General features: G+C 37.9%; 16 protein-coding genes. 4 read left to right on the top strand and 12 right to left on the bottom strand.

Going from position 1 to position 21,255, the window contains the following annotated elements:
• Positions 1 to 119: 119 nt before the first annotated feature.
• The 5 genes from ACZOVS_RS05650 to ACZOVS_RS05630 all read right to left on the bottom strand — a co-directional run bounded on the left by ACZOVS_RS05650 (position 120) and on the right by ACZOVS_RS05630 (position 4,986).
• A complete protein-coding gene (locus ACZOVS_RS05650) occupies positions 120 to 1,991 on the bottom strand; it encodes a hypothetical protein (protein WP_483996261.1) in 1,872 nt (623 codons plus the stop codon).
• A gap of 330 nt (positions 1,992 to 2,321) precedes the next feature.
• Complete coding sequence (locus ACZOVS_RS05645) at positions 2,322 to 3,482, bottom strand: THUMP domain-containing class I SAM-dependent RNA methyltransferase (protein ID WP_483996260.1); 1,161 nt, start codon at positions 3,480 to 3,482, stop codon at positions 2,322 to 2,324.
• A 140-nt stretch (positions 3,483 to 3,622) separates the two neighbouring features.
• Positions 3,623 to 4,027 carry a hypothetical protein gene (locus ACZOVS_RS05640; protein ID WP_483996259.1) on the bottom strand — a complete coding sequence of 135 codons (405 nt, stop codon included), beginning with the start codon at positions 4,025 to 4,027 and terminating at the stop codon, positions 3,623 to 3,625.
• Between the two features lie 2 nt (positions 4,028 to 4,029).
• Positions 4,030 to 4,521, bottom strand: coding sequence for an RNA polymerase sigma factor (locus tag ACZOVS_RS05635; RefSeq protein WP_483996258.1), 492 nt, complete (start codon positions 4,519 to 4,521; stop codon positions 4,030 to 4,032).
• A gap of 18 nt (positions 4,522 to 4,539) precedes the next feature.
• Entirely contained in the window at positions 4,540 to 4,986 is a 447-nt protein-coding gene (locus ACZOVS_RS05630; RefSeq protein WP_483996257.1) for a hypothetical protein, read from the bottom strand.
• A gap of 176 nt (positions 4,987 to 5,162) precedes the next feature.
• Here ACZOVS_RS05630 and ACZOVS_RS05625 point away from each other — a divergent pair, with 176 nt between their 5' ends.
• From ACZOVS_RS05625 to crcB, 3 genes are read left to right on the top strand one after another with little or no spacing between them, the layout of a single operon-like run.
• Positions 5,163 to 5,489 carry a nucleotide pyrophosphohydrolase gene (locus ACZOVS_RS05625; RefSeq protein ID WP_483996256.1) on the top strand — a complete coding sequence of 109 codons (327 nt, stop codon included), beginning with the start codon at positions 5,163 to 5,165 and terminating at the stop codon, positions 5,487 to 5,489.
• A 1-nt stretch (position 5,490) separates the two neighbouring features.
• Positions 5,491 to 7,923, top strand: a complete 2,433-nt coding sequence (locus ACZOVS_RS05620; RefSeq protein WP_483996255.1) for a DUF5686 and carboxypeptidase-like regulatory domain-containing protein — start codon at positions 5,491 to 5,493, stop codon at positions 7,921 to 7,923.
• Between the two features lie 3 nt (positions 7,924 to 7,926).
• Positions 7,927 to 8,304, top strand: a complete 378-nt coding sequence (gene crcB / locus ACZOVS_RS05615; protein WP_483996254.1) for a fluoride efflux transporter CrcB — start codon at positions 7,927 to 7,929, stop codon at positions 8,302 to 8,304.
• 94 nt (positions 8,305 to 8,398) lie between these two features.
• Here crcB and ACZOVS_RS05610 read toward each other — a convergent pair whose 3' ends face one another.
• From ACZOVS_RS05610 to ACZOVS_RS05600, 3 genes are all read right to left on the bottom strand, one after another.
• Positions 8,399 to 8,929, bottom strand: coding sequence for a nitroreductase family protein (locus ACZOVS_RS05610; RefSeq protein ID WP_483996253.1), 531 nt, complete (start codon positions 8,927 to 8,929; stop codon positions 8,399 to 8,401).
• A 94-nt stretch (positions 8,930 to 9,023) separates the two neighbouring features.
• A complete protein-coding gene (locus tag ACZOVS_RS05605; protein ID WP_483996252.1) occupies positions 9,024 to 10,097 on the bottom strand; it encodes a DUF4837 family protein in 1,074 nt (357 codons plus the stop codon).
• 32 nt (positions 10,098 to 10,129) lie between these two features.
• Positions 10,130 to 12,103: a LysM peptidoglycan-binding domain-containing protein gene (locus tag ACZOVS_RS05600; RefSeq protein ID WP_483996251.1), complete on the bottom strand. Its 1,974-nt coding sequence runs from the start codon at positions 12,101 to 12,103 to the stop codon at positions 10,130 to 10,132.
• Positions 12,104 to 12,367: 264 nt separating this feature from the next.
• Between ACZOVS_RS05600 and ACZOVS_RS05595 the strand changes: the two genes are divergently transcribed.
• Positions 12,368 to 14,344, top strand: a complete 1,977-nt coding sequence (locus tag ACZOVS_RS05595; RefSeq protein WP_483996250.1) for an agmatine deiminase family protein — start codon at positions 12,368 to 12,370, stop codon at positions 14,342 to 14,344.
• Between the two features lie 251 nt (positions 14,345 to 14,595).
• On the opposite strand, the gene ACZOVS_RS05590 is transcribed toward ACZOVS_RS05595, so the two are convergent.
• The 4 genes from ACZOVS_RS05590 to ACZOVS_RS05575 form a co-directional block, all read right to left on the bottom strand.
• Complete coding sequence (locus tag ACZOVS_RS05590) at positions 14,596 to 15,951, bottom strand: hypothetical protein (RefSeq protein WP_483996249.1); 1,356 nt, start codon at positions 15,949 to 15,951, stop codon at positions 14,596 to 14,598.
• 641 nt (positions 15,952 to 16,592) lie between these two features.
• Complete coding sequence (locus ACZOVS_RS05585; RefSeq protein WP_483996248.1) at positions 16,593 to 19,226, bottom strand: carboxypeptidase-like regulatory domain-containing protein; 2,634 nt, start codon at positions 19,224 to 19,226, stop codon at positions 16,593 to 16,595.
• 59 nt (positions 19,227 to 19,285) lie between these two features.
• Positions 19,286 to 19,462: a hypothetical protein gene (locus tag ACZOVS_RS05580; protein ID WP_483996247.1), complete on the bottom strand. Its 177-nt coding sequence runs from the start codon at positions 19,460 to 19,462 to the stop codon at positions 19,286 to 19,288.
• A 2-nt stretch (positions 19,463 to 19,464) separates the two neighbouring features.
• Positions 19,465 to 20,313: a GLPGLI family protein gene (locus tag ACZOVS_RS05575; protein WP_483996246.1), complete on the bottom strand. Its 849-nt coding sequence runs from the start codon at positions 20,311 to 20,313 to the stop codon at positions 19,465 to 19,467.
• Positions 20,314 to 21,255: the final 942 nt, after the last annotated feature.

Raw genomic sequence — 21,255 nt, 5'->3', positions numbered from 1 at the left:
TGCAAATTATCTTGACATATTAAAAACAAACCGAATCTTAAAAACAATCAAAAAATACGTTATATGCCTTGAAACGACATCTTCAATTATCGATAATCTTTCAATCCGATTATCAGCAACTACTCTACCACTATCTCATAAACCTTACCTTCTATATCGTTTTTATTGTAAGGTATCAGACCTTGTTCAAAAACAACAGGAGGCCACCATTCGGAATAATGATATTCTTGAGTAACTATACATAACATCTGATTATTAGGTATGTTGGTATTTTTATCGTTCATATAACCCACCATTTTCATTTTATCGGGAGATGGTCCAATACGCCAAATGATTTCATTGGGTTTCCATTCTATTTCATAGTAATAATAATCTTCCTTAAAAACATCATTACTGACAGGAGACTTTATCGTCAATGCCTTATAATTCTCATACCAGCGCATTGCCTCAAAATTACAGTCATCGTATGTTATTTCATTTATACCGGTCATAAACTGTTCCGGGTCCTTACATGCCAAATCCCAATTGGTGCAACAAAACATGACATCGTCATTCAATGTCGCATCTTCGAATTTTTTATCTTGTTCAGCATCTTGATAATAATATTGTTTAGGCCAATATTTCGAAGCTTTGACAATTTCAATATCTATCTCAGAATAAAAATTATCCGGTTTTCTTACAGGATTAGACGACTCGTCCCCTTTATCAATATATCCGCTTTTACTCGACCTTCTGTTATTCCATGAATGATTATCCTGATAAATCAACCAAAATGCGTACGTCAATCCATTCCAGATATTTTCGTTGTTCAACATTACCGGGAACTTGATTTTACCACGATATTTACCATAGGTAAATCCTATTCTTGTCCTAATACCCGTCGATTCTTTTTTAAGATTATCAATATCTTCATTACCTGGATTTATCAAAACAATGCTGTTGTCGTTTTCATCAAACCTGACAGTAGTGCACGGACAAGTACTTGTAACGGGGTAATTATACTGTAATTGTGTACTGTCGAATTTGGTTTTGTTTGCATCATAATCGGCACGTGTATAAGGGTCAATATCAGAAACCACATCTTGTATGACAGGAATATTTCTCAGAGTATATTGCCGGCTGATATAGCTGAAAAACTGCTCGAACAGAGCGTTGTCGTACAATTCATCCGATGTACCGCAGTTCTTGTCTGTCGTATCAATAAAATAATTATCGGAAGTCATCGTCAATTCATTAAGAAATATGCCATTCTCCGGAGTAATGACAGCGCGTGTTTTCAATACTTTATCACTTTTCAACACTTCAACGCCTTCCAAACTGTTATTTGCAAAAAAGCTGTAAGGATTCACAAAATCGCCGGCATCATCCGTTTTGCCGATAAACTGTATGTATTCAGGAATATTTTTCAACGCATTTTCATTGCAAACCACGAGCATGAAAGAATAGCAACCGACCCTTGGATTTCTTTTCCATCTGTTATTATGATCTCCTGCATTCTTTTTATCATTAATAATCCATATAGCATCGAGATATAATTGTTTGTCGATTGAATAGCCATTATTTTCAGCCTTATTCACAATAGAAGCATACCAATCGGGAGTATTTCGGATTGCCATGATAACATTGTCAACAGCTTCCTTGCTGAAAGGATTCTTTGAAACATCAGCGCCATAGAATTTTTTCTCGTCACGAGGATTTCCGACAATTCTGAAAACGTCAGACACTATGCCGTCGGTTTCAACTCTTTTAAATCCTATACTTGCATCTTCCCAACTGCCATAAAAATTTTCCCTGCTCAATAAAGTATCTTCAGGAAACTTATAACTTTCATTCTGATAATAAATTTTATAATATTCTCCTTTTTTCGCCTTGAAACTAAAAGCAATACCATCTTTACTTTGGCTTACCGAAGGCAATATGATGCCATTAGTAACAACATCATCAAGGTCCATATCCAAACATACCGTATCATTATCGGCAAAGTTTGTCATTACTTTAAAAGCTCTTCTGTTTCTATTAACATCGCAAGAAGTCAAAAAAATCAAAACAATACAAATAATGCTTATAAATTTGTGTATTCTCATAATATAAACAACCATTTTCATGTCACAAATTTACAATATTTTTAGTATTGACATCTTTCAATTTCAAGATAATTCCTTCAGAAGCTAAAGAAAACAACATGACAAAAGTCATAGACTTATAGAGTCTGTCGTAATTTTTTGATAAACAAAATATAGCCGACATCAACAATTCAAAAGACAACAAAAACAGATATTTCAATAAACATGAAAAACAGACAAGAGAAAAAAATCATATCGTCACTGAGAAGATTTCATATCTTTATAAGTACCTTTAAACACTTCAAATTTGACGAAGCGGCATTCGAGAGGACCATTATACACCTCTATTTTCTTAGAAGGTTTCAGTCCAACAAGTTTGAGGAGGCGTTTGTCGCTGCTGATGATCCAAGCCTGATATCCGGCAAAGTTTTTCTTCAGGGTATCACCTATCATACGGTAGAGAGACACTATGTCATCTTCTTCAAGGCGTTCTCCATAAGGAGGGTTGATAATCATAATGCCCGGAGACTCCGGCGGCATCACGTCCTGCATATCGCATTTGGAAAGGATAATATCATGCGACAGATGAGCATTTTGTATGTTGGAGCGTGCTATACTGACAGCCTTTGAAGAATGGTCGGAGGCATAAATGCAATAGTCGAAGTCTCTAATCTTGTCATTTTCCTCGCACTGTACCTTTTCCCATAGTTTCTCATCGAAGTCAGACCAATATTGAAATCCGAAGTTTTTACGGAAATAACCTGCCGGGATGGCGAGAGCCTGCATGGCAGCCTCTATTGGGATAGTGCCTGAGCCGCACATACAATCAATAAAATTACAGTCATATTTCCAGCCGGTAAGTTTCACAAGACCGGCAGCAAGCACCTCGTTGACAGGAGCTTTGTCAACAGCCTTACGGTAGCCTCTCTTATGCAGGGACTCGCCAGAACTGTCGTATGACAACGTCACCTTGTCATTTTCTATATGTATGTTGATACGGAAATTGGGATTTTCCACATCCACAGAAGGACGTGCACCTAAACGGCTGCGGAACTCGTCAGCGACAGCATCTTTCACTTTCAACGCCGCATATTGAGAATGTGTGAAATATTTACCGCTCACCACTGCATCTACGGCAAAAGTGTCACTGATATCGAATATCTCATGCCATTTGACAGAAAATATTTTGTCGTACAACATCTGTTCATCGCGTGCGACAAAATTGCTGACGGGTTTCAAAATACGTAAAGCAGTACGAAGACAATAATTGGCACGATACATAAGCTCCTTGTCTCCTTCGAAACTTACCGCACGGTTGAGGACATTGATATTTTCGGCACCGAGCTGAGCCAATTCTTCAGCAAGGACTTGTTCCAAGCCTGCCATAGTCTTTGCCACAAGTGGAAATGTATTCTTCACGTTTTTATTTTTTTGCAAAAATACAGCTTAAAGAAACAACTTCGGCAAAATGACAAAAATATTATACTGCCACAATATCAAAAAATACCGTTTTCATATTGAAAACATGTTCAACAAAATCGTATTATCCACACAAGCGACTATGGGAGATAAGTCCTCATTATCTTGACAGTCAAAGTTATTGAAACAAAAGCCGATATTATTATAATTTTATACTTCTCAACAAAAAAGCATACAGGTTCCAAATAAGTGCCGATGACAGCGGAACAGAGTGAAGGCAGTGCCCACAAAAACATCATTCCTATCAACAACACTATTATAACAGGTAACAACACCGACGATACTGTATCGAAGACAGCGTTACGTTTCATCAACTTCAAAAAAGCATTCACACAACGTATATTATGCTCTTTTTCCGTATCGAAGGCAGACGGCACCGGCAGCAATGACATTTGTTTCAGCAAATCGTCCATAAAAGGCTTTTCCTGCGGAAGAGGCATTTTGTTTCTCTCCATGAACTTCTTAATATTCTTTTCTTTCGTCATAATCACAATTTTTTATCGAGAAATTTTCTCAGGTGGTTTCTCCCTCGTGACAGATGGGACCTCACTGTACCGGAAGGCATATTCATAATAGAAGATATGTCTTTTATCGATTTATCTTCCATATAAAACAAAAGTATGACAGTACGTTCATCCAATGAAAGGTCAGACAAAGCCTCATACAATTCCTGATATTCAAAAGCATAATCACTGTTATACGTATTATCGCCATCACTGTCGCACAAATTCTGCGAATCCGACAGCTGTAATGTTTTTCTTTTGGAATCGTCGTAAAAGCAATTCAGGGCGATACGGAACAGCCATGTCGAGAAATCCGCTCTGCCCTCGAATTTCTCGAAAGAGATATATGCTTTGAGCAAAGCCTCCTGTGCTATGTCATCAGCTCTGTACATATCACCATTACACAGTGAGCAAAGGAACCTTCGCAGCCTCCCTTGCTCAGCAGTAATCAACTCTATGAAATGTTGCTTTGTCACTTAACAGTTATCTTAAAATCATTCCGGTTTCTCTGCCAATTCTTTTGTATCCAACTCATTCTCAGCCAATTCTTTTGCCATCATCTTTCTTCCAATAAAGAACGAGACTATAAAAGCCACGCCTAAAGAAAGGAACACAAAGGACAACATGAAAATAATTGTTTCATTGAATGAAACTTTACCGATCAGACATAAAACAAGCAACAAAAGACCTATCAGAAAACATGCTATACCTGACTGTATTTTCCTCAAGAGTGTCAATTTCAGACCACCTTTTTCATATTTTCTATTCTGTTCATCAAGAAACATATCGATATTCACAGGCTGACCCATTTCAATCGATTTCAGCAACACCTTCTCCTGAGCTTTGATTTTATTGTTCTTAACTTTCATTATTATAGCCACAATAAATGCCGGGAGACCAAAAACAGCTATAACACTAATTATTTCTACTACATTTCCCATTTTTATAAAATTTTTAAGTTTAACATTTAATTTTTATCATTTTCAGCCATTAGACTATAAAAGTCTTAAAAATGTTGCAATGATGCAAAGATTTTTTTAAATTCTATAAAAAAACCATTATTTCATGCAAAAAATAAAAATTGTGTACCTTTGCATAAATAATTATTGCAATTGTTATGACTATCAAAGAAGCACAGGAAATTGTCGATAATTGGATCAAGACAATAGGAGTAAGATATTTCAATGAGCTGACAAACACTGCTTTACTGATGGAGGAAGTCGGTGAAGTGGCAAGGATAATGGCAAGAGTTTACGGGGAACAGTCTTTCAAGGAATCCGACAAGAGCCATGACCTTGCCGATGAGCTGGCTGATGTGCTTTTCGTCTTGATATGTCTTGCCAACCAGACAGGCATAAACCTAACTGAAGCTCTTGAAAAAAATCTCGAGAAGAAGACTTCAAGAGACAGCAACAGACATAACAACAATCCCAAGCTAAAATAAAATGAACATATTTAAAGGCATCATCATTCTCATTTTTATTTTATGCATCAACATAGTGTATGCACAAAAAAATCAATATGAGGGAACGGTAATCGACAGCAAAAACAAACAAGCGTTAGCATTCGTCAACATTACATACAACGATGACGGCAAGTTGGGCACGACCACCGATATTGACGGCAAGTTTGTCATTAGCAATAGCATAGACATTCAAAGCATTACACTTTCTTTTGTCGGTTATCAGAAACTGACTCTGACAAAAGAAGAACTCAACATGACCAAAGTCATAAAACTGACTCCCTCGGACATAGAACTTGACGAGGTGGTAGTTTATGCCGAAGACAATCCTGCGCATCGCATCATAGACAACATGGTGAAAAACAGAAAACGCAACAACATCAACAGTCTTGAATCATATTCCTATACCATGTACGACCGTATCATAATCACCATAGACACCACTGATTTAAGCAAAATATCTGCTGATATAAAAGAATTGGTGAAAAACAATGACATAATGGTAATGGAAACGGTATCGGAACAGTATCACAAGAAACCCAACAAAAACAAGAAAATCATCAAGGCTAATACCATCTCAGGATTAAACAATCCAATGTATTTCTATCTTGTTGACAATATTCAAAGTCTTACATTTTATGAAGACAACATCAACATTTTCGGCACCGACTATCTCAATCCCATCAGCAAAGACAGCAAGAAAAAATATTTCTTTAATTTGGAGTCTGTAATTCCGGAAACAGACAACGACACTGTGTTCCTAATTTCGTTCAAGACACGCAAAAATGCCAACATCAATGGATTACAAGGTATAATAACGACACATTCCAAAGGATGGGCAATTGCCAACGTAAAGGCTTCGCCAATAAAAACAGACATAGTCGCTGATATCAGGATACAACAACTTTATGAACGTGTATCTGACAGTATCTGGTTTCCAAAACAACTGAATACCAATATTATTTTCTTAAAAGAACCCGTCCAGAATTATGATTCTGTCACCAAAGAAACAATAACCGATACCATCCTCATGACAGGTATAGGAAAAAGTTATCTGAAAGATATAAAAGTCAACAACGAGATAAGCGATAAGATATTCGATTTCAACAATATAACATTATCTCCCGATGCAGGAGACAAAGATATGGAGTTCTGGGCTTTGTACCGTAACGACAGTATCAACGAAAGAGTCAACAACACTTATACATTCGTCGATTCATTGTTAACGTCAAACAGGATAAATCTCGACCTTATCCTTAACACCTCCATGAATCTAATAGAAAATCAATCCATACCAATCGGCGTCTTCAATATAAAACTGGACAATGTCATAAGATACGACATCATCAACAATCTCTATTTGGGTTTAGGTTTTGGCACAAATAACAAATTGAGCAGGATTGCTGGTTTAGACACATACTTCGGATACTGGTTCGGTGCCAAAGAGATGAATTACGGTGTCAACGGACATGTCAGCATCATCCCTATTTACGACACAAAACTCACCTTGGGATTCGACCACAGATTCAACACTTTTGGCGAATATGGGTTTTATGACAACTTCTCAATATTAAACAATCTTACTTTTAAAGATTATTTCGTAAAAAGTACCACATTAAACACGGGAATAAATGCGGAGTTTTCCACATATATCACTCATTTTATGAAAGGATTTGTCAAAATGAATGTAGGAGACCGGCGAATAAGGTGCGGATATTCATTAATTAATGACAATACAGACATAAATAAAACCTATCGTATTGCGAGACTCGATATGAAACTAAGGATAGCCTTTGGAGAAGTTTTGATATTCAGCAACAAACAGTTAAAGGCAAAAGGCAAGGCATCGCCGGAGATATGGCTGATGTACAGCAAAGGACTGAAAGGCTTCATGGGCAGTGAATACAACTATGACAAGGTACAGTTGCAATTCAGAGGCAAATGGCAATCGAAGGTGTTGGGAAAGACGGAGTTGACGATACAAGGCGGCATGACATGGGGCATCGCACCATTGTTTGAATACTACGACATTGCCGGAACGAGTGCGGGATTCAACATCATGGCACCGGAGAGTTTTTCCACCATGAGACCCGACGAATTTTTATGCAACAGATTTGCATTGCTGTTCTTTACTCATAACTTCGGAAATTTCATGAAGATAAAGAAATTCCAACCGGAATTGGCGATAGCTGCCAATATAGGATGGGGTGATATGACTGAAGATACAGGCATAAATGACGATATCTTCAAAAGTATGGATAAGGGATATTACGAAAGCGGACTTATTATAGATAAAATATTGAATGTCAATTTTATAAAATTGGGATTTGGAGTATATTACCGTTTTGGGCCGTATGGATATGACAAGACAGGAGACAATTTCAGTTATAAGATTACTGCAAACATGAATTTTTAGGTTATGATAAAGACTATTTTGTTGGTAGGAGGCGGAAGTTGTTTGGGAGGAATAACAAGATATCTATTAAGCAGGGAGATATATAGGTTTTTCCCAAGCATTTTTCCGACCGGCACTATGATTGTCAATATCATAGGATGTTTATTAATAGGGTTGATATGTGGGGCAGGCATGCGTTATTCTTTTATGAACGAAGAGATGAGGGCTTTCCTTGCCATAGGCTTTTGTGGAGGATTCACCACATTTTCGAGTTTTGCCAATGAAAATTATCTACTTGCCGACAGCGGCAACATGACATATTCCATACTTTATTCAGCATTAAGTCTTGTGTTGTGCATGGCGGCTGTATATATAGGATACAAAATCTTCACAATACATTAAACCAATACAAAAAGACCCGAACCTATCAATAGAGTCAGGTCTTTTTGTACAACTCAAAATATACAATTCAATATTGACTATCAATTATATAATATCAATATTTATTCCAACTACACATTTCCTCAACAGGTTTTCTTATCTTGTTACGTGTTTCTGAGGCAGGGTAACCAAGAGTTAGAAGCAAAGGCACTCTTTTCCTGCCTATGCCGAGCATTTTCCGTACTTTTTTCTCATTAAACCAGCCCATGATACAAGTGCCAAGACCCAGATCGGCAGCTTGAAGACAAAAATGTTCCACTGCAATACCAACATCGAGCAAAGAGTATTCTTTGTCTTTTATCACGCTTCCGATACTTGCTGACAGATTCATCTTTTCGAGCACCACGGCAACGATGACAGGCGCCTCATGGGAGAATTTATTCATACCCATGCCTTGTGCAGCATCAGCCATCTCTTTAAGTAAAACCGGGTCATCGACAACGACAAACTTCCACGGTTGCGAGTTACATGCCGAAGGAGCAAGACGTGCTGCCTCGATACACTTCATGACCAACTCCTTATCAACAGGACGCGTTTCATATTTACGGTCGCTCTGTCTTATCTTTATCAGTTCCGAAAATTCCATATCACATTATTTAAGAACAAAGAAAAAACATTTTTATCACAAAACACAATCATATTATATCTGCATGAAAGCATCAACTTGACATACCATGACATCACTGCAAGTCATCATCTTTGACATCAGGATTAGAATCATCTGCATCAACCGTTTTATCAGAATCATCGAGGACTTCGGAATCCGGATATCTGGCGCTGTAGATAACACTTTCCAACTTACGCAACTCATCGCGTTTCTCCTTATTGGGATAATATACAAAGCCTTCTATTGTCAAGAGTCTGTCCTGTTCAGGATTGACTATGGTATAAGAGACAAAAGGGCCTCCCATGAAGTCGCCAACGACATTCCACAAGCCGCGCATTTCCACGGCATAGCCTGCCGGAAAATCCGGAAGCACCTCGAAAACAGGATAAACATATTTTTTGTCTGTAGTCATATAAGTACCGTCGAGAGGACCGGGAACATATTTCTTCACTACTGAGTCACGGACTGCCACGAGATGTTGAGGATTAAGGTCTGAAGTATCCCTGTATGGAGTCTCATAAATAAGAAGACCCATGCTCATGTCGTCAGTCTCTCTTCTCAGCCACATAAACTTGTCTTTATTGACAGCAACGAAGAAGCCATCCGGAACGAGCATGGAGATGCCGAAAGCATTGTTGACAGCTTTTGCGTTAGCAGGGGATACATTGGGACGGAAAAAAGTCATAAAACGTTCTCTCTCATTCTCGTCGAATTTTTCTTTCAACGTCTCAGCCTGCATATTGAACACCTTGACCCAAGAATCCACATCGGGAGCTGTTATTCTCATCACAAATTGTGGTGCCGACTTCCAATCATCCTGTGTCTCTACGAGAACCTTGTCGAGGTCTTTATTTATGGCACCGACTATGAGGTTGCGGTGTTTCTGAAACATTTCGGAGAAAGCAGATACTTCGAGGTTTACCACATCGAAATTTTTTTCCGGTTGCGGCAGACCATATTGTTCTTTTTCAAAGAAATCGCGAACTGCCTGCCCCATGGCACCCTCCCATTGCTCCTTATTCTGTGTGATAAAAAGCACCTCGGAGGTACCGCCTACTGAGCGTGGCAATCTGTCACCCATCCCATCGGAACAAGATGACAACAGCACTGACGCCATTATAAGTATTATATATCCTAATCTTCTCATATAACAACATTTATAAAATAACAACAATACTATTATTTTGCTTTTTTAATTTTCAATTTTTGTCCTACTTTGATACTGCCCTTAGAGTTCAAGTCATTAAGTTTTTTCAAACCCTCGACTGTGACGCCGTCGAATTTCTTGGCAATATCCCACAAATTATCACCGGCTTTGACTGTATAAATGACATAGCCTCCGCTTTGTGTAGTTGAAGGTTCCGAAGAACTTTTTGCAACAGAATAAACCTTGAGTTTCTGCCCCACCTTAATTGTATTGGAACGAAGGTCATTCCAATCTTTCAATTCGGATATAGAACATTTGTATTTCTGTGCTATCACGGAGAGGTTCTCGCCCGATTTCACAGTATGTATCACATAGTCGCCATTTCTTGTTGTCGAACTGTAAGAATTCTCGTCGGCTGGCGGATAAACTTTCAGTTTCTGCCCCACCTTGATGGTATTGGAACGAAGATTGTTCCAGTCTTTCAAATTGGTAACGGTACATTTATATTTATGGGCTATCACAGAGAGGTTTTCGCCTGATTTCACGGTATGGATTTTCTGAGTAGTAGAGCGTGACACCGGCGAGGAATTACCGGCCTGTGCCATAGGAGCGCCGGAACTATAAACTATCAGTTTCTGTCCGGGATAAATGGTAGTGCCTTTGAGGTTATTCCACGACTGCAGTTGTTTCACGCTGACACGGTATCTTCTTGCTATGGAGCCAAGATTTTCTCCAGATTTCACTACATGGACACTCCTGTCGCTTATCTTCTTCATTTCCTCCTGCAGTTTCTCTTTATCTATGCCTTTCTTCGTTTTGAACTCATAAAGTTGTTTCTCATTATCTATATAATCGCCCACATATTTCACCGGCAGGACAAGGATACATGGGTTCTTGTCAGTAGCCGGTATAATGCCGGCTTTATACTGAGGGTTGAAAAATTTAATATCGCCCATAGGGATAGAAAGCATTTCATTAAGCTGGTCAAAAGCAAGAGGCTGATGTACTGTAACGGTATCTATTCCTGTTTTGATAATGCCGGGGTCGAGAGGACTTATATTATGCTCGAGATAATAATTCATGATATAGTTAACTGCAATGAAAGCAGGAACATAACCTCGAGTCTCACGAGGGAGATAAGGCCATATAGCCCAGTAGTTTTTAATGCCACCGGCGCGGCGTATAGCCTTGTTGACATTACCGGTTCCGGAGTTATATGCTGCCAAAGCAAGAAACCAGTCATCGAAGATATTATATAGGTCTGACAGATGACGACAAGCGGCATCAGTAGCTTTTAGAGGGTCGAAACGATCATCGACTAAAGAAGTGACATTCAAGCCATATACTTTGCCGGTGCTATACATAAACTGCCATAACCCTTTGGCACCGGCATGTGAACCGGCAGTGGGATTCAATGCAGATTCTACCACTGCAAGATATTTCAACTCCAACGGCATGTTGTATTTATCCAACGTCTCCTCAAATAATGGGAAATAAACATCGGCAAGACCAAGTATCCTCTCCGTCTTATCCCTCTTTGTAACCGCATATACATTGATAAAAGATTTTACATGTTTGTTGAAAACCAAATCTATTGTCGTTTGACTTCTCAGATAATCAATACGTTTGGCATATACGCTGTCCGGAAAAGTGGGTACAAAATTCGGAGCATAACCGTAAGCATTCTCAGTTACGACACTGTTTTTTACAAAATATGGAATAATATTGAGAGTATCCATCATATCCATCATAACATCGGCATCTTCCACAATAGCCTCGCCAGAATTTTCAGCATCGAAACGTTCCTGTATCATCACCATAATGCTGTCTTCATTAACATCTTCAATGGTATCAAAATCATATTCTGTCAATTGCGACTCATAATAGTCATCATAATCCAAGGTGTCAATGAAAGCATCATTATCAACAACAAACACTTCATCTGAAATGACATCTTCCGTCACCTCATTTTTCACTTCTACATTATTATTCTTACTTTTATTCACAAATTCCGTTATCGTAGAACATGATACAAACGACAGCACAAGAAAAAACAACAGTATTCTTTTAAAAACCATAGGTAAACAAAAATTCAGAATTTATTTTTAACCTTGCAAAGTTACAAATTATTCAATCATATCAACATAAACGCTATTACAAAAAATGCAATGACGTCTTTGAAACGGCACAATAAACTTCACAATTTTTTATCACAATTAACGTAAATATCAAACAAAATGGTATTTTTGCAAATCGAAAATTTTTTATTTATGAAAAAAACACTATTTTTTGCATTGATTATCAATCTTATATTTTTAAATCTCATCAAGGCACAAGATGACAAGAAACCTGATTGGCGCAAATTGCATTATCTTTCAGAAGAAGAGATGAACACTCCTTTGAACAGGAATCTTAATTTTGTAAGTACAGAACCACCTACCGGGGAAGTCAGATTTCCGGCAGAGTTCGAGCCAATGCAGGCTGTAATGATAAGATATCCATTGGGAATACCTTATGAAGTAGTTGCTGAGATGTCGGAAGACTGCAAAGTTATAACAATAGTATCGAATTATTATCAATCACAGGCAGAAGCAGAATATGCGGCGAACAATGTCAACATGGATAACTGCATATTTGTCAATGCCACAACCGATTCTTATTGGATCAGAGACTTCGGACCATGGTATATCTTCAACGACCTTGAAGCTGCCGTGGTGGATTTCCCATACGACCGTCCGAGACCTAACGACAACCTCATTCCTGAAGTAATGGCAGATTATTGGGGAGTGGAATTGTTCGGCATGAACGTATATCATACGGGAGGTAACATGATGCAGGACGGAAGAGGTGTAGGCGCTTCTACAGACCTCGTCATTGATGAAAACTCCAACGAGACGACAGTGAGAGAACTGATGAGAGACTTTCTCGGAATAGACCCTTACCATATCACCATTGACCCATTGGGAGACTATATAAAACACATAGACTGTTGGGGCAAATTCCTCGCACCGGACAAGATACTCATAGCAAGAGTGCCGGAAAGCGACCCACGTTATGATGATTACGAAGAGGTAGCCAACTATTTCGCAACTACCAACTGCTCATGGGGTTATCCTTATAATGTCTATCGTGTCGATGTACCCGGCAATTATACTGTCGCCCCTTATACAAACAGTCTCATCTTGAATAATAAAGTATTGGTTCCCATAGGTTCCAACACCACTTATAATGAGAATGCCCTTGCCGTTTATCGCGAAGCTATGCCAGGCTACGAGGTTATTGGATTCACCAACGACGATTACATGATATCATGGGAAAATACCGATGCCTTGCATTGTCGTACACGCGGTGTCGCTGACTTCGACATGCTCTTCATAGACCACAGAGATGTGGTGTTTGGAGAACAAGAATGGCAGGATTCCATAGCCATAGTGAGCAAATTCATTGCCTACAGCGGACAACCTCTCATAGAAGACTCCCTCTTGGTCTATTATAGCATCGACGGCAATCCATATCAGACTGCCTTGATGACTCAAACCGGTACTAATGAATATACCGGATATATCAAAGGTTATCAAGGACTATCAGAGATAGATTATTATGTATTCGGAAAAGATGAATCCGGACACCGTTATACACAGCCGAGTTTCGGAGCTTTGGAACCTCATCATTTCACAATGGAAGAACATACCAATGAGTTACTGACATTGTCTCCCAACTCTCTTATTTTCGATAACACCAATACACTGCCGTTAACCATAACCAATGAAACTTACAATACTGTTACAATCAACGACATAGCTGAAACAATGGGCGAATATCTCACCATTACTTGCAATAATCAACCAATTGAGACAGTATTACCTATTACATTGGAACAAAACAGCTCATTGGAACTTGAAGTGATGGCAATATTACCTGCCAAAAATTATACTGCTACCAACATTATGATTACATCGACAGCAGGAACACAAAATGTTGAAGTATTGCTGAATCAGAATTATTTCAGCATAAACGAAAATGACATTGCAAATTGTGAGATATATCCCAATCCGGCACACAATATTTTAACTGTTAAAGGTAATAATATTAGAAATATAGAAATATTCAATGCCGTAGGACAGTGTGTGCTGAGAAAAGAACAGTCGGGAGACATCAATATTGATGCATTGCCCGAAGGATTATATTTTGTCAAAATAATAAGTAACAATAACAATATTATCGTTAAGAAGATCGTTAAGAACTAAAATATCTGAAAACATTTTATTTTAATAGAATAAATATATATTTTTTTCATACATTATTTTATTTTTCAGACTGTCTCGGTTTAAAGCGGGCAGTCTGTTTTTTTTATGCACTTAAGATATGACAATTCTTATAATAAAAATATGGCGTCACAACCATGAACATGATATTTTATTTAATAGTAATATTTCATGTATCTGAAAAATTGCTTCAAACATTTCTTTTTTACAAATATATTATTTTTCCACAGTTTTCATTCCAACATCATTTTATAAAGGCTTCTTCTATCCCTGTCAACTACTTTTCGTTCGTCCAAATAGAGATAATACACTTCACCATCAAACACTTGGATGTTTTGTGGAAAACTATGGTCGGTGAGACGGGTTTCACGTTTCACCCTGCCGCTGTTCAAGTCGATTTCCTTCAAGGTGACGATGCCGCCTGAGATATACTGCGCATAAACTTTCTTTTCCTTCGGGTCAACAATCAAATTCTCATCCCATGAGTTGCCGAAAGTCATCTTTTTATCACCGCCGCCTTGCTTATGAAAATCAATGTCATATTTACATTGGAATTGTCCGTTATGGTCAAACACACAAAGCACGTCATTCAAGAAATTAAACAAATACAATTCATCTCCGACAGAAATCAACGGGCTGTAAGCATCTTGGAGCATCAGTCGTTTTTGTATATCATCAAATTTACTCACCGTTTGTCCACTCGCATCCACTCTATATATATTATATCCCTGCTGATTATTGGGGTCGTACATCAACGATGCACGATAATTGTCCATATCCCAGTTTTTAGCCATCTCCAATGTTTTTCCGCTGATATCGGCAAGCACAAACTTTTGTCCACCCTCGCGCTTTACAGCTTGAAAAATTATCTCCTGTCCATAATATCTTCTGGCTTCCATCACCAAGATGCTGTCCGTCGCGGCTACCACAGGCTTCAGTTTTTGTTCAAACGTCTCTTTAGAGTTTCCGTAAAGCAATTGCATCTCATTTCCATCGCAATACACCTGATATACAGAGTCCTGACTTAATAGATGAATATTTCCGAAAGCATCTTGGAACAATTCCTGAAACTTCACGGGAACAGACTTATATGAGATGGTGTCTTGATTCAAGTCGAGATGCAATAGTCTGGATCTCATGCCGTTGCAAGTCAACATATAGATTCCGTCCTCGCGCACTTGATAGTCAACAACCCAAACCATCTTATTTTCGTATGCCAAATGTGGTGCGTTCACAACTATCTCCACATCCGGCAGATAAATCGTTTTGGCTTTAAGCGTCACCACAATAAAATTCTTCATGTCTTCAATGTCAACCATTTTCCGCTTGTCCACGCGAAAAGGCTGTTTGTTATACGCCAAGTGGCTGAAATAGAGTCTCTCGCCCTGTTTGGTATAAACCTGAGCCAAACCGTTGCGGTTTGTGACACCGCGGATATTGTCTTTTGTATCATAGATTCCCACGTCAGGGATGGGATTCTGTAAAGAGTCGCAAACAAGAACGTTCATCATCCACTTTTGTCCGGCCTGCCCGAAAAGACAGCTAAAAGGCATGAGGAATAACCATATAATAATCAGGATTTTGTACATATCAAATATTATTTAGTGATTTCATGAAATCTTTCATTTATAATTATGGGAATTTAAGTGATAGCTTCTGCGAAATTAACTTCGCAAAGGCATGTATATGGATAATACCAAACCATAGAACATGAATTATCACTTGTGCATCCTTTATTAGTCGGAATATACTTAATATCATCAGTCAAATTATATCATTATTACATTTTCTATTACTTCTCATTCAGTTCCACGCTTATTTATTATGTTTCTCTATAATCAAATTATCAAAAATTATACCAAATGATGTTAAAAACTCTTGTTACAACCAGCACATTACATACCTTTCATCTCAATTTATATCATTGCTGTCAGGTAAAAATTGTTCCATTGTATCTATAAAAAAAATAATAATCTAAACACCAATATCATAATACGTCTTTTGAATCCGAAAAATTATAATAAATTATTGATTATCAATATAAAATCATAATATATACCTTCTGCATGATTTACTGACATATAAATTTAATTTTCAAGACATAATATCGGAAATCAATGATAAAATAGTTCTTTTCTGAATGTTTCAGGTTAGTTTATTGAATAATCACTATATCATATCTGATTTTATCTGCATTAAAAACAATAATTTCAAAAATATGGCACAATTTTTACAAAACCTTAAATTTAGCCGTCAGCATGACTGACCTCGGACGTATTGAATATTCGGAATAATAACCGTAAATATCCGAATAATAAGAATAAACAAAATTCTTGGTATTGAGAATATTTTGACAATCGAGTATGAATCTGACTCTCTTATAGGTGTATGATATGTTACAGTCGAGAAGCCCGAAATCCTGACGTCTCCCCATTCCGGAGGTATGATAATATTCCAATGAAGAACCGACAGAAATGCCAAACGGCAGAATGAAATCAATATTAGCCTGGTCGATGAAGCTGATGATGGGTTTCTGATTCGAGGTCTGTCCTTCCAACTTAGATATCATCCTGCTCCAGCTGCCTTTGTTGGAAAAGATGATACGCTCGGTGATTCTTAAAGACGCCGTGACATTGGCATTCCATCCTCTGTTAAAATATGTAGCCACCTTATCTTCAACAAGTTGAGGCGTCCTTCCATAGCCATACGAGCATTTCGCGTTGATATTGAGATTATGCCATTCGAAGCCTTTTCCCGCATAAAGCGAAAATGAAAGATAGTCGCCGGTGCTTTCTTTCTCCACCGCGTTGATTATTAACATATCGCCTTCGAAATTCTGTGCATACATCACTTCATTTTTGTATCGGTTGTAGTTGACAGAGGCGTCACAAACCAAATATTTGAAGATGTTGTCATAAGTGAGTTTCAGCGATGAAGAATTACCCCATGTGTCGGCAAGACGGCTGTCATAACGCGCCAATGTCCTGTAATCCCGTAAGATATAACCGGAGTAAAGTGTCTGAAGTGAAGGCGTCGAATTGTATATGAAGCTGTTGACAGAAATATCGAAACGGTGATTCATCTTATACTTGAACGAGAAAGAAGGTTGTGACAGGACTTTAATGTTGTTGTATGAGTTGTCATTTCGATCGTCGATGAAATCTATGTATCGCAACTGTACCGGAATATACAGCTGGCTTTTTATCCTGAGACTCCTATAATCGAAAGTAAGTCCTATAGCCGGCTGTAATTTCAGCCAAAGGATGTCGTTGCCGTATTGCGGTTCTTCAAGAGTGAAAGTGTTTCCGCCGTTGTCGGTGAGGTCAAGCGTGCTTCCAAGTCTCTGACGTTCAAGACTGAAAGTTGCAGTCGGGAATAAGGTGAATCTTTTCCAGACGAAAAGCGACAGAAACCTTAATACATTGTAACTCTTGAGAGAAGTAAGATTGATATCCTGATTTGTAAGGGCGTAATTCACACTGTCATTGAGGATGTCGGGAAATGAGCCGGGTCTTGCTCCCGAAGAATAAGGCAACGTTCCGTATGAGTTCTTGGATTCTATTTCGATACCTTTTCCGGAGTCATTCCTGTTTCTTCTCACCCAACGCAAATCCAATTTCGTGCTTATAGCCTGATACGATTGATTCTGTCGTACCAAATAATCACGCATTATATTGCTGCTGTCGTTGACGTTGCTGCCTGCCGCCAAGAAATTTATTCCCAAATAATCCTTTTCCTTATTTAGGACATAGTTGATTCCTGCCTCGAAGTTATGCGTCATTTCCATGGAGTTCATGTCTTCCGACAGATTGATGGAATCAGATTGCGGAACGAAATATGTGGTCTGCGAGAAACTCGATTTCTTTATCTCATCTCCGCCGTAAAGGGCATTCACCGACAACTCGGCATCGTTTTTCATTTTCTGTAAAGTATTGAAAGTAAAACCATACGAGTTGTTGAAGGTACGGCTTCTCTCGTTTATTGTCGGCATGGACGGTTTTATTATGGAGGCAAAAGGCCTCACCGTGATATTCCGGTTGTCGGTGAGACGGTAGCCGCTGTTGTTGGCATTTAGTGTTGACAGATATTGTTGTCGTTTTCCGAAGTACATGCCGGCGAGTTTGCCGTCCCAAAGAAGGTTCTCGTCGTATCCCACTCCAACGTCGGCTGTAAGGGCGAAAGTACCTTTTGAGCCCGGCTTCAACTTGATGTTTATTGCCGCATCATCAGCAATATCGATATTGCTCAATGCCTTGACAGGCTGGTGATTTTCAAGTACTTGCACCGTAGCAACGTCGGTTGCCGATATATTTTGTGTCGCTAAGTTGTAACGTCCCTGTAGCATGTCCATGTTTTCTATATAAAACTTGGATATGGGCTTCCCCTTGTATTCTATCTTGCCGTCATCATCCACTTCAATGCCGGGCATCTTTTTCAGGACGTCGGCGATGACGACATCGGTGGTATCGCGGAATGCCGAAACGAGATATGAAATGGTGTCGTTGTTTTCCCATATCTTTTCTGACTTAATGCTGACTTCCTGTAAAAGTATTGCTTCTTCTTTAACCACAAAATCAACGGTTTGACTGACATTGTCGATTAGTTTCGTCTGTTTTTTGACATTGAATCCATAAACAGAGAGCAACATTTTCTCCGCTTCGGATTTGGTAAATATTTCGTAAAACCCTTCATCATCGGTAAAGGCAAATGCAACGGTAAGGCTGTCAGTGCTCCGCATCAGAATTACGGATGCGTTGAAGACCGGGTCTCCCTTTTCGTTTTTTACAATACCTGAAACACGTGTCTGAGAGAAACAGTTTGATGCTAAAAACAGTGATAATATAAGAAAGAATTGCCTCTTCATAATTAGATCAGTTTTGATTTCATTACATAGAATTTTCAATGAAATTTAAAAAGTTATTTCTACCAATGACTGTTTATGGAATCCCATAATGTTGCCATATAGTCGATAAACGTTCTGCCGCAGGAACAATATTCACATCTGGGACTGCTGGCATCCGCAACTTCAAAAGTAAGTTGCGGAGAATTGGCAAGTGCAGATTTTATCTGTTGTGCATTCAGATATTGTTGGTGTCGCATAATTATTCCAATTCTATAGGGTTATAAGGACTCGAAGGACCTTTTTCTGAATCTACAACTTCTTCAAATGATTTTGTCTTAGGATTTTTTCTCATGAGTGGGTATCCCGGATTAATTTTTCTAAAATAATCATATTGAGCTTCATAATATAATTGCTCAAATTCCATAACTGTTTTACGGGATTCTTTCTCGTATGTATATTTATCCATAATGACTATTGGGCTTTTCGTGTTGTTTATTCCAATGCAAACAAAAGAATAATGCCCTTTATCATCTTCGGCTTTAAGAATAAGTCCGGGAAGTCCGTTGAATTTCCAAGGTCCGTCCGAAACAGGCAATTCCGTTGTAAACCAGACTGTCCAGTTCCTGCCTCGAAATTCACAGATGGCTTTGGTACATACAAAACCTATTATATCTTTCTTTTCATCGGTCATTTCCCACTTGAACAGATTTTTTTCTTCACTATATTGTATAATAGGTCCTATTAACGGTGTTCTGTGCAATACAACCATCTTATTTTCAAAGAAATACTTGTAAACATCAACCGGCAGGATTAGAAGTCTCGGAGATGGGTATTCATTTCTCCCTTTGTCAAAATAAGTTTTGCAAAGAGAGTCATATTGAAAAAGACGATAACTATACGACCTTGAAAGATTGTTGCCTATTTCTAAAATAATCCTGTCATATTCTTTTTCATCTGGGTTTAATGAATCTTGTGTCATAATTGCTTCATAAGTAATGACATAACGACTTGTATCCAAAACTTTGTTATATTCCGGATCTACATATTCCTGGCTGAATGTCGTTATAGAACATAACAGTATAATTGCTAATATTAATATGTTTCTCATATATGTAAATAATTAAGAATGTTATTTATTCGACTGAAGGTAGAAAAACAGAAACTCCTTAATCTGCATGGCAACAGCCACAAACATAATATCCAGGGTTAACACTATCTCCACCACATTACGGTATTTTTTGTTCTTCGCTTATTTTGTTCAATTTGTTTAGTTTCAATAATTTCATATTTGTCATTCCGTTTCTCAATCCTTCACTATGTTTTTTAGTGAAACGGTTTTGGTTTTCATTGTGTTGCCTTTTTGCTTCACTTATTGTTTGTCACCGTCTCCACAAACGGCGACACAATTTTTATTGCGGAGACTTTACAGAATGTATTTCCGTTTAGTTTTCATGTGCGATTCGGTATTTATTCTTCTTTGCAATTTTAATACAATTTTTACATCATGTCAAGAAAATAAGATGTTTTTTCATTAAGACTTATAAAACTTATAAGTTCCATTTTCATACTTTAAAAATCAGATTTACATTCCAATAAACCAAACAGTAAGATGTTTTATGTTTCTATATTGATATTCAATGATTTATTATAACACATCCGACAGTAATGCAATGTTAATCCAATGGCTTGAATTTATTTATGATATTTCGCACCTTGATTCTTATTTCTCATATTTTTATCGGATAATACCAATTTAAAAAATCCATTAAATTTTATTCATTTTTTCAGCCAACACTAAACTTGTTTGATTTATATGACAGGATACATTCAGGATACACGTTTCTGATTTATGGATACATTTAGGATACATATCTTCGATTTATGGATACATTCAGGATACATTTCCTGTTTTTTTCAACATTTCATGCATCTTGTCTTTATAATCACCCTGTGCCGGAATTATCGCCAAGAAAATTTTTTGTTTTGGTGTTTATGAAATTTTCACTGCAAAAGGTATTTGCTATCTGTACCAGTTTTTTATCTGTTTCCG

The sequence above is a fragment of the Candidatus Limimorpha avicola genome (genome assembly GCF_056978975.1).
Note: the sequence above shows the minus strand (reverse complement) of the source record. Positions and strands in the feature narration are given on the sequence as shown.

What these genes read in the sequence shown, in the direction of transcription:
- ACZOVS_RS05650 (WP_483996261.1), bottom strand. Translation starts at nt 1,991, where the DNA reads ATGACAAACTTTGCCGATAATGATACGGTATGTTTGGATATGGACCTT.
- ACZOVS_RS05640 (WP_483996259.1), bottom strand. Translation starts at nt 4,027, where the DNA reads ATGACGAAAGAAAAGAATATTAAGAAGTTCATGGAGAGAAACAAAATG.
- ACZOVS_RS05630 (WP_483996257.1), bottom strand. Translation starts at nt 4,986, where the DNA reads ATGGGAAATGTAGTAGAAATAATTAGTGTTATAGCTGTTTTTGGTCTC.
- ACZOVS_RS05625 (WP_483996256.1), top strand. Translation starts at nt 5,163, where the DNA reads ATGACTATCAAAGAAGCACAGGAAATTGTCGATAATTGGATCAAGACA.
- ACZOVS_RS05620 (WP_483996255.1), top strand. Translation starts at nt 5,491, where the DNA reads ATGAACATATTTAAAGGCATCATCATTCTCATTTTTATTTTATGCATC.
- crcB (WP_483996254.1), top strand. Translation starts at nt 7,927, where the DNA reads ATGATAAAGACTATTTTGTTGGTAGGAGGCGGAAGTTGTTTGGGAGGA.
- ACZOVS_RS05610 (WP_483996253.1), bottom strand. Translation starts at nt 8,929, where the DNA reads ATGGAATTTTCGGAACTGATAAAGATAAGACAGAGCGACCGTAAATAT.
- ACZOVS_RS05605 (WP_483996252.1), bottom strand. Translation starts at nt 10,097, where the DNA reads ATGAGAAGATTAGGATATATAATACTTATAATGGCGTCAGTGCTGTTG.
- ACZOVS_RS05595 (WP_483996250.1), top strand. Translation starts at nt 12,368, where the DNA reads ATGAAAAAAACACTATTTTTTGCATTGATTATCAATCTTATATTTTTA.
- ACZOVS_RS05590 (WP_483996249.1), bottom strand. Translation starts at nt 15,951, where the DNA reads ATGTACAAAATCCTGATTATTATATGGTTATTCCTCATGCCTTTTAGC.
- ACZOVS_RS05585 (WP_483996248.1), bottom strand. Translation starts at nt 19,226, where the DNA reads ATGAAGAGGCAATTCTTTCTTATATTATCACTGTTTTTAGCATCAAAC.
- ACZOVS_RS05580 (WP_483996247.1), bottom strand. Translation starts at nt 19,462, where the DNA reads ATGCGACACCAACAATATCTGAATGCACAACAGATAAAATCTGCACTT.
- ACZOVS_RS05575 (WP_483996246.1), bottom strand. Translation starts at nt 20,313, where the DNA reads ATGAGAAACATATTAATATTAGCAATTATACTGTTATGTTCTATAACG.